Source organism: Cyanobacteria bacterium QS_8_64_29, assembly GCA_003022125.1.
GTDB lineage: Bacteria > Cyanobacteriota > Cyanobacteriia > Cyanobacteriales > Rubidibacteraceae > QS-8-64-29.
Map to the genome: position 1 here is coordinate 21,695 of PXQH01000021.1, position 8,022 is coordinate 29,716.

7 protein-coding genes and 2 pseudogenes are annotated in these 8,022 nt (G+C 63.1%); 6 read left to right on the forward strand and 3 right to left on the reverse strand.

Going from position 1 to position 8,022, the window contains the following annotated elements; genetic code table 11:
* Window positions 1-37: 37 nt before the first annotated feature.
* From BRC58_04135 to BRC58_04150, 4 genes and pseudogenes are all read left to right on the forward strand, one after another.
* On the forward strand, window positions 38-898 hold the full coding sequence (locus tag BRC58_04135) for a 4'-phosphopantetheinyl transferase (GenBank protein ID PSP18227.1): 861 nt from the start codon (window positions 38-40) through the stop codon (window positions 896-898).
* A pseudogene (locus BRC58_04140) lies at window positions 895-998 on the forward strand (glutathione S-transferase family protein). The gene BRC58_04135 and the pseudogene BRC58_04140 overlap by 4 nt, the downstream one beginning before the upstream one ends.
* Window positions 999-1,052: 54 nt before the next feature.
* Window positions 1,053-1,235: pseudogene (locus BRC58_04145) on the forward strand (glutathione S-transferase family protein).
* 54 nt (window positions 1,236-1,289) lie between these two features.
* Complete coding sequence (locus BRC58_04150; GenBank protein ID PSP18234.1) at window positions 1,290-1,619, forward strand: hypothetical protein; 330 nt, start codon at window positions 1,290-1,292, stop codon at window positions 1,617-1,619.
* 20 nt (window positions 1,620-1,639) lie between these two features.
* Here BRC58_04150 and BRC58_04155 read toward each other — a convergent pair whose 3' ends face one another.
* Together BRC58_04155 and gmd are read right to left on the reverse strand one after the other, a co-directional pair.
* Complete coding sequence (locus tag BRC58_04155; protein PSP18228.1) at window positions 1,640-2,599, reverse strand: GDP-fucose synthetase; 960 nt, start codon at window positions 2,597-2,599, stop codon at window positions 1,640-1,642.
* A gap of 4 nt (window positions 2,600-2,603) precedes the next feature.
* Window positions 2,604-3,683 carry a GDP-mannose 4,6-dehydratase gene (gmd, locus tag BRC58_04160; GenBank protein PSP18229.1) on the reverse strand — a complete coding sequence of 360 codons (1,080 nt, stop codon included), beginning with the start codon at window positions 3,681-3,683 and terminating at the stop codon, window positions 2,604-2,606.
* A 181-nt stretch (window positions 3,684-3,864) separates the two neighbouring features.
* On the opposite strand from gmd, the gene BRC58_04165 reads away from it, so the two are divergent.
* Window positions 3,865-5,592, forward strand: a complete 1,728-nt coding sequence (locus BRC58_04165) for a hypothetical protein (GenBank protein PSP18230.1) — start codon at window positions 3,865-3,867, stop codon at window positions 5,590-5,592.
* Between the two features lie 9 nt (window positions 5,593-5,601).
* Here the strand turns inward: BRC58_04165 and BRC58_04170 are convergent, their stop codons facing one another.
* A complete protein-coding gene (locus BRC58_04170; GenBank protein PSP18231.1) occupies window positions 5,602-7,686 on the reverse strand; it encodes a S9 family peptidase in 2,085 nt (694 codons plus the stop codon).
* A gap of 131 nt (window positions 7,687-7,817) precedes the next feature.
* On the opposite strand from BRC58_04170, the gene BRC58_04175 reads away from it, so the two are divergent.
* Window positions 7,818-8,022: chromosome partitioning protein ParB (locus BRC58_04175; protein ID PSP18232.1), on the forward strand; the 205-nt coding region annotated here is incomplete at its 3' end.

Genomic DNA, 8,022 nt, shown 5'->3' on the forward strand with positions numbered 1-8,022 from the left:
CCTCGGATCTCACAACAGCGCTTGAGGGAATTCTAGGGTGATCTGCTTTGGCAGGCAATCGCGCAGTGCGCGGCCCATCGCGCTGGAGCAGCAGTGGCCTCCTGCCGCGACCGTTCCTGCCTTGCAGCCGGACCAAATCCATCTCTGGTGCGCCTGCTTGCAAGCACCAGCGGCGGCCTCGCAGCAGTTGCTCCCGTTGCTATCGGCTGCGGAGAGAGAGCGCGCGCGGCGCTTTCGCTTCCGCCGCCACCGCCGGCGCTTCATCTTGACCCGGGGGATACTGCGGCACCTGTTGGGAAGGTACTTGGGGATCGCTCCCCAGCACCTGCAGCTGGCGCAAGGCCGGAACGGTAAGCCCTATCTGAGCGGCGCTGGTCCCACCGAACTGCAGTTCAACCTCGCTCACGCCGGGCAATGGGCGCTCTATGCTTTCGCGTCCGGCAGTCAGCCGCTCGGGATCGACCTGGAGCGCGATCGCCCGCTGCCCCAAGCCGAGCAGCTCGCGCGGCGCTTTTTTGCCCCCCGCGAGCGCGATGCCCTGCGCGCCTTACCGGCATCCGAGCGGAGCCGGGCTTTTTTGCAGGCTTGGACGCGCAAGGAGGCCTACCTAAAAGCGATCGGCACCGGTCTGGCCGGGTCGCTCGATCGCGTGGAGGTATCCGTTGGCCCCGCCGGGCTGCTGCAGCAGCGCGATAGCGGCTGCTCCGGCGCGGCGCGCTGGTGGCTCTGCGATCTAGTCCCAGCCCCAGGCTACGTCGCGGCGCTCGCCGGTTGGGGAGATGGTTGGCGCTTGCAACAGTGGCAGCTCCCGCTGCAGGCACTAAGAATAGAGCCACCGATCGATGCCCGCCACTACCCCTACAATGACGGCCGCCAAAACGAGCCACCATTCCCATGACTCGCATTCTGTACTACCACCGCCAATCCAATTTTTCTCGCAAGATCCGCATCCTGCTAACGGAAAAGATCTGGATTACCAGCTAGAAGAAATCGATCTAATACCAATTCTCGTGGCTTGTGCACTAGGTTTCGGCTTCCAAAACTCCCTCAATATGGGGATTATATTCTTTGAAAAACGTGCATCTACTGCTCAAATTGGTATAAGCGCCAAGCCCGACTATTTTTTGCAGCTCTCCCCCATCGGCAAGGTGCCCGTCCTCAAAGAGGACGATGGAACCGTTATTTGGGATTCTTCCCTAATTGCCGAATACATTGAGCAAACGTATCCCCACCCCCATCTTTGTCCCCAAGAGTTTCACCAGCGGCTCGCGTGCCGCAAGTGGGAGGAAATGGCAGACACGCTGGGAGATACCATCATCAATGTCTGGATAATCGGACTGCTCGATGGGGGCGAGCCCAGCCAGTATCGTTCGCTTTTGAAACAGCGCATCGAGCGCCTGGTGCCAACATTTGAGGCAAAGCTCGGCCAGACTCGGTATTTGCTAGGCGGCGAGAGTTGGTCAATGGCCGATATTGCAGCACTCTGCTCGTTCGGCTATTACGATTTGCGCCTGGGCCCAGCGTGGCAAGATCGCTATCCCTATCTGCGGGATTGGTTTGAGCGACTGCATCAGATTGATTCGGTCAAAGCCACCATTCCGACCAGCTCCCTCAACTAGGGCCTCAACTCGCGCCGCCCTCAAGCGGCCTGCTGGCGGTACCAGGCAATCGTCCGGTTTAAGCCTTCGCGCAGCGGCATTTGGGCGCTAAAGCCAAAGGTCTGCCAGGCGCGCTCGGTATCCAGGCAGCGGCGGGGCTGGCCGTTGGGCTTATCCGTCTCCCAGACAAGGTCGCCGTCAAAGCCCATGAGCCCGCAGATCGTCTCAGCTAGCTCGCGAATCGAGATTTCGGCGTTGGTGCCCAGATTGACCGGGGCGGGGTCGTGATAAGACTGCGTCCCCATGACAATGCCGCGCGCCGCGTCTTGGACGTACAAAAACTCGCGCGTTGGCGTGCCATCGCCCCAGACGGCAAGCGTTTTGTCTCCGCGCTGTTGAGCTTCGTGCACTTTGTGAATTAGGGCTGGGATGACGTGGGAGCTTTGCGGGTCAAAGTTGTCTTCCGGGCCGTAGAGGTTGACCGGTAGCAGATAGATGCCGTTGAAACCGTACTGCTGGCGGTAGGCCTGCAGCTGTTCCAGCAAGGCCTTTTTGGCAATGCCGTAGGGCGCGTTGGTCTCTTCCGGATAACCGTTCCAGAGCTCGTCTTCGCGGAACGGCACCGGGGTGAGCTTGGGATAGGCGCAGATGGTGCCCACGCAGCAAAACTTTTGCACGCCCGCTTCCCAGGCAGCGTGGATGAGCTGGGCGCCCATCATGAGGTTGTCGTAGAACAGCTCGGCCGGTTTCTGCCGGTTGAGCCCAATGCCGCCAACGTGAGCGGCTAGGTGGATGACAATGTCCTGTCCGGCGACCGCTTGCCGGCAGGCGTCTAGCTCGCGCAAGTCGTACTCGCGCGATCGCGGCACGGCGATCCGCTCGGGCGAGGCGCCGGCTTGCTGCAGCTGCCCGACGACCTGGCGCCCCAGGAAGCCGGCACCGCCGGTGACCAGGATGCGCTTGCCGGTTAGCTCGATGGGAGAGCCGTTCGTCTCGCTCATGGGATCAATCGACGAGGTTGTTGAGCCGCTGGCGCAAAAAGGCCGAATTATCGACTTCGTGGGCCGCTTTGCCGTCGGGGGGCTCAATCCCCAACGCGGCCAAATCGGCATCCACCATCAGCTTGACCAGCCGCTCGAAATCGACCGAGTGCTGCCAGCCTAGCTGCTGCTGGGCTTTGCTGGGATCGCCAATGAGCAACTCGACCTCAGACGGCCGCAGGTAGCGCGGATCGAATTTGACGTGCTCGTGCCAGTCCAGCCCGGCGTAGCCAAAAGCAGTCTCTAGAAACTCGCGCACCGAGTGTGCCTCGCCGGTAGCCACCACATAATCGTCAGGGCGATCCTGCTGCAGCATCAGCCACATGGCTTTGACGTAGTCTTGGGCGTAGCCCCAGTCCCGCTGGGCATCGAGGTTGCCCAGATAGAGATAGCGCTGCCGGCCCGCCAGGATGCGCGCGATCGCGCGGGTGATCTTGCGCGTGACGAAGGTTTCGCCGCGGCGCGGCGACTCGTGGTTGAACAAAATGCCGTTGCAGGCAAACAACCCGTAGGATTCGCGGTAGTTGACGGTTTGCCAGTGGGCGTAGACCTTGGCGCAGGCATAGGGGCTGCGCGGGTAGAAGGGAGTGGTCTCGCGCTGCGGCGTCTCCTGCACCTTGCCAAACATCTCCGAGGAGCCTGCCTGGTAGAAGCGCACCTCAATGCCGGTGCGGTTTTGATAGTCGCGGATGGCCTCTAGCAGCCGCAGGGTGCCCATCGCCGCCGTATCGGCAGTGTATTCGGGCGCATCGAAGCTGACGCGCACGTGGGATTGCGCCCCCAAGTTGTAGATCTCGATGGGCTGGATTTTTTCCAGCAGGCGGCGCAGGGTGGTCCCGTCAGTGAGGTCGCCGTAGTGCAGAAATAGCTGCGCCCCTTCCTCGTGCGGATCGACATAGACATGGTCGAGGCGGTCGGTGTTGAAAGTCGAGGCGCGCCGGATCAGGCCGTGCACTTCGTAGCCTTTGGCCAGCAGCAGCTCGGTGAGGTAGGACCCATCTTGGCCTGTAATGCCAGTCAGCAGCGCGCGCTTGGGCTCGCTCATAGGATTGCTTGCGTTGGGCATAAGGCGGCCATCCTGGGCCACCCTGGGACTAACGGACCGTTAGACGCTAGCAACCTTGGCTACATTGCGCAAACACTGGGTCGCGAGCGGACTGGGCCCCCGCGCCAACTGCCGCCCGAGAGCGGCAGGCTGCCGCGTAGCGCAGTTTACAATCAGGGCCATGGCCAACCAACGACTGCGCAAGCTGATCGGCTACGTCCGCCCCCACCGGCGCCAGCTCCTGATGGGGGTTCTGGCGCTTTTGGCCTTTAACGGTCTCAGCGTTTGGATCCCGGAGCTGCTGCAGAGTGGCATCGATCGCGAGCAGTTTGGCTACTACGTGGCGCTGATCCTGATCGCGGCGTCGGCGATGTGGGGCATCCGCATCCTGTCGCGCATTTGGATTTTGGGGGTGGGGCGCAAGGTGGAGTTCGACCTCAAGCAGGCCCTGTTCCAGCACCTGCTGCGGCTGGAGCCGGCCTATTTTGCCACCCGCTCCTCGGGCGATTTGATCACGCGCGCCACCAGCGATGTGGACGAGATCCGGCGGCTGTTGGGCTTTGCCGTCCAGAGCATTCTGGAGGCCTTGTTTCGCTACGGCTTGGTCGTGCCGGTCATGTTTGCCATCGACCTGCGCTTGAGCGCGATCGCGCTTTTGCCCTACCCGCTGATCCTGACGGCGGTTTGGATCTTTAGCGCCCGGCTGCGCGAGCAGCAGAGCACTGTCCAAGAGCAGCTCTCCGATTTGAGCGAGCTGGTGCGCGAGGACATCAGCGGCATCGACTCAATCAAAATTTACGCGCAGGAGCAGAACGAGCGCCAGGCGTTCCGCCGCCGCAACCAGCAGCTTTTGGCGGCCAACTTAAAACTCGCGCAAACCCGCAACTGGCTGTTTCCGGTCATCCAGGGGCTGGCGACGCTTAGCTTGCTGCTGCTGCTAGTCCTGGGCGCTGGCAAGCTCGATCGCGGCCTCATCACCAGCGGCGAGTTCGTTCAGCTCATTGTCTACGCCCAGCAGCTGGTCTTTCCCATGGCCACGCTGGGCTTTACGCTCACCGCCTACCAGCGCGGTCAGGTCAGCGTCGATCGCGTCGAGTCCATCCTCAACGCGCAGCCGCGCGTCCGGGATGCGCCGCAGGCCCAACCGCTAGCGCTAGCGCAAGTGCGCGGGGCGCTGAGCGCCCGCGAGCTGAGCTACACCTATCCCGGCGCCAGCGAGCCGGCGCTGCAAGCTGTCAATTTTGCCATTGCAGCGGGCGAGACCGTGGCCATCGTCGGGCCCATCGGCTCGGGCAAATCCACCCTGGCCCATGCCCTGCCCCGCTTGCTAGAAATTCCGGACGGGCAACTTTTTCTCGACGGTCGCGACGTTACCCAGATTCAGCTCGAGTCGCTGCGCGCGGCTATCGCCTTTGTGCCCCAGGACAGCTTTTTGTTCAGCACCACCATTGCCGACAACATCCGCTACGGCAAGCCCGAGGCCTCGCAGGCCGAGATTGAGGCCGCAGCCCGCCAGGCGCGCATCCACAACGAGATCGCCCGCTTCCCCAGCCAGTACGACACGGTCGTGGGCGAGCGCGGCATTACCCTCTCGGGCGGCCAGCGGCAGCGGGCCTCGCTGGCCCGGGCGCTGCTGGCCGATGCGCCGGTGCTGGTGCTCGACGATGCCCTCTCGAGCGTCGATAGCGAGACGGCCACCGAGACTTTGACCCAGCTCTCGGGGGAAACGGCGGACAAAACGGTGGTGTTTGTCTCCCACCAACTCTCGGTGGCGGCCCAGGCCGATCGCATCCTGGTGATGGAAGCCGGCCGGATCGTGCAGGTGGGCTCGCACGCTGCGCTGCTCGAGCGCCCGGGTCTGTACCGCTCGCTCTGGGAGCAGCAGCAACTCGAGCAGGCCGTACCCTAGCGCTGCCGCTCACACCTCCAGCGCCGAGGCATCCACCGCCAGGGTGTGGGCCAAAAACGCCCACCGATCCGCCGCTTCCTCGATCTGCTTGCTCGTGGGCTTACCCGCGCCGTGGCCGGCCTGGGTCTCGATGCGGATCAGCACCGGTGCGCTGCCGGCTTGGGCTGCCTGCAGCGCTGCCGCGAACTTGAAGCTGTGCGCCGGCACCACGCGATCGTCGCGGTCGGCGGTGGTGATGAGCGTGGCCGGGTAGGCCGTGCCGGGCTGCAGGTTGTGCAGCGGCGAGTAGGCATAGAGGGTGCGGAATTCGCTGGGATCGTCAGGCGAGCCGTAGTCCGAGCACCACGCCCAGCCAATGGTGAAGCGATGGAAGCGCAGCATGTCCATCACGCCCACCGCCGGCAACGCCGCCGCAAACAGATCCGGGCGCTGGGCCAGGCAGGCGCCAACCAGCAGCCCCCCATTGCTACCGCCGCCCATGGCGAGCTTCTGCGCAGTGGTGTAGCCGTTGGCGATCGCCCATTCGGCCGCCGCAATGAAATCGTCAAAGACCGTCTGCTTGTTGTGCTTGGTCCCGGCTTGGTGCCACCGCTCGCCGTACTCGCCGCCGCCGCGCAGGTTGGGCACTGCCAGCACACCGCCCATCTCCAGCCAGACCAAGCGGCTGATGGCAAAGCTGGGCGTCAGCGAGATGCCAAAGCCCCCATACCCAAACAGAAACAGGGGGTTGCTCGCATTGCGCAGCACCCCCTTTTTGTAGGTCACGAACATGGGCACTTGCGTGCCGTCTTTGCTGCTGTAGAAGACCTGCCGCGTTTCGTAGTTTTGGGGGTTGAAATCCAGGGTTGGGGTCCGGAACAGGTGGCTCTCGTCGCGGGCCAAGTCGTAGCGGTAAATGGTGGGCGGGCTGGTAAAGCTCTCGAAGGCGTAAAAGGTTTCGGTGTCGTAGCGCTGCCCGCTAAATCCGCTGACCGAGCCAATTCCCGGTAGCTGCAGCGAGCGGACGAAGGTCCCGTCGCGCTCGTAGATGGCGATCGCCGAGCAGGCATCCTCCAGGTACTCGATCGCAAAGCGGTCGTTGAGCAGCGTCGCGCCCTCCAGCTTGCCCTGCCCTTCGGGCACGATTTCCTGCCACTGCGAGCGGGCGGGCGCTTCAACATCGATGGCAATGAGCCGGCCGCGGGGCGCATGGAGGTCGGTGCGGAACCAAAACAGCGACCCGTCGTTGCCGACAAACTCGTAAGCCGCCTCAAACTGCGAGATGAGCTCGATGTTGCCGGCATCGGGGTTTTGCAGGTCCCGATAGAAGACCAAATTGCGCGGGTCGGTCCCTTGCCAGACCGTGATGATGAGGTAGCGCCCGTCCTCAGTGACCTCGCCATCAAACAGCCACTCTTTGCGGTCGGGACGCTCGCAGATGCAGCGATCCTCGGCTTGCGCGGTGCCCAGGCGGTGGTAGTAGAGCTTTTGGAAGTAGTTGGCTTGCTCGAGCTGGGCCGCTTCGCTGGGGGCAGGGTAGCCGCTGTAGAAAAAGCCTTGCTTGTCCGGCGTCCACGAGGCCCCCGAGAACTTGATCCAGTCCAAGCGATCCGAGAAGTCCTCGCCCGTTGCCACATCGCGGACGTACCAGGTTTTCCAGTCCGAGCCGCCCGTAGAGAGGCCATAGGCCATGAGCTCGCCGTCATCGCTCACGGCCAACCCGGTTAGGGCGACTGTCCCGTCGCTGGCGAGCGGATTGGGATCGAGCAGCACGCGCGGTTCGGCCTCGAGGTCCTCGAGTGCGTAGAGCACGCTTTGGTTCTGCCGGCCATCGTTGTGCCGGTAAAAGTAGCGGTGGCCGCGCTTGAAGGGCACCCTGTACTGGTCGTAGTGCCAGAGCTGGCTCAGGCGCTGCTCGATGCTCGGGCGCTGCGGAATGGCGCTGAGGTAGTCGAAGGTAAGCTGGTTTTGGGCTTCAATCCAGGCCTGGGTGCTGGCCGACTCCCGGTCTTCCAGCCAGCGGTAGGGGTCGCGCACGGACGTGCCGTGGTAATTGTCGCTGCACTCAACGGTGGGGGTGTGCGGGTAGGCGATTGGGAACTCGGAAGCGGGCATCAAGCGAGCTAAGCGGATTGTTACGTTCCCCCCAGTTTAGCGGCAGGCGCCTGGGGCGGCAGCGCCCTTGCAATTCAAACTCATAACGATTATGGTTTAAGGTGAGACGCAATCGCCAAGCGAGCGCAAGCATGTCCGCGACTGTCAGAGAAATTCCGCTCGATCGGATCCACCGGCCGCTGCCGCGGCAAAACGATCCGGACAAAGTCGAGGCCCTAATGGCCTCCATCCGCGAGCACGGGCTCCAAGAGCCCATCGATGTGCTGGAGGTGGACGGGCAGTACTACAGCTTCTCGGGCTGCCATCGCTTTGAAGCGCACCAGCGTTTGGGCAAAG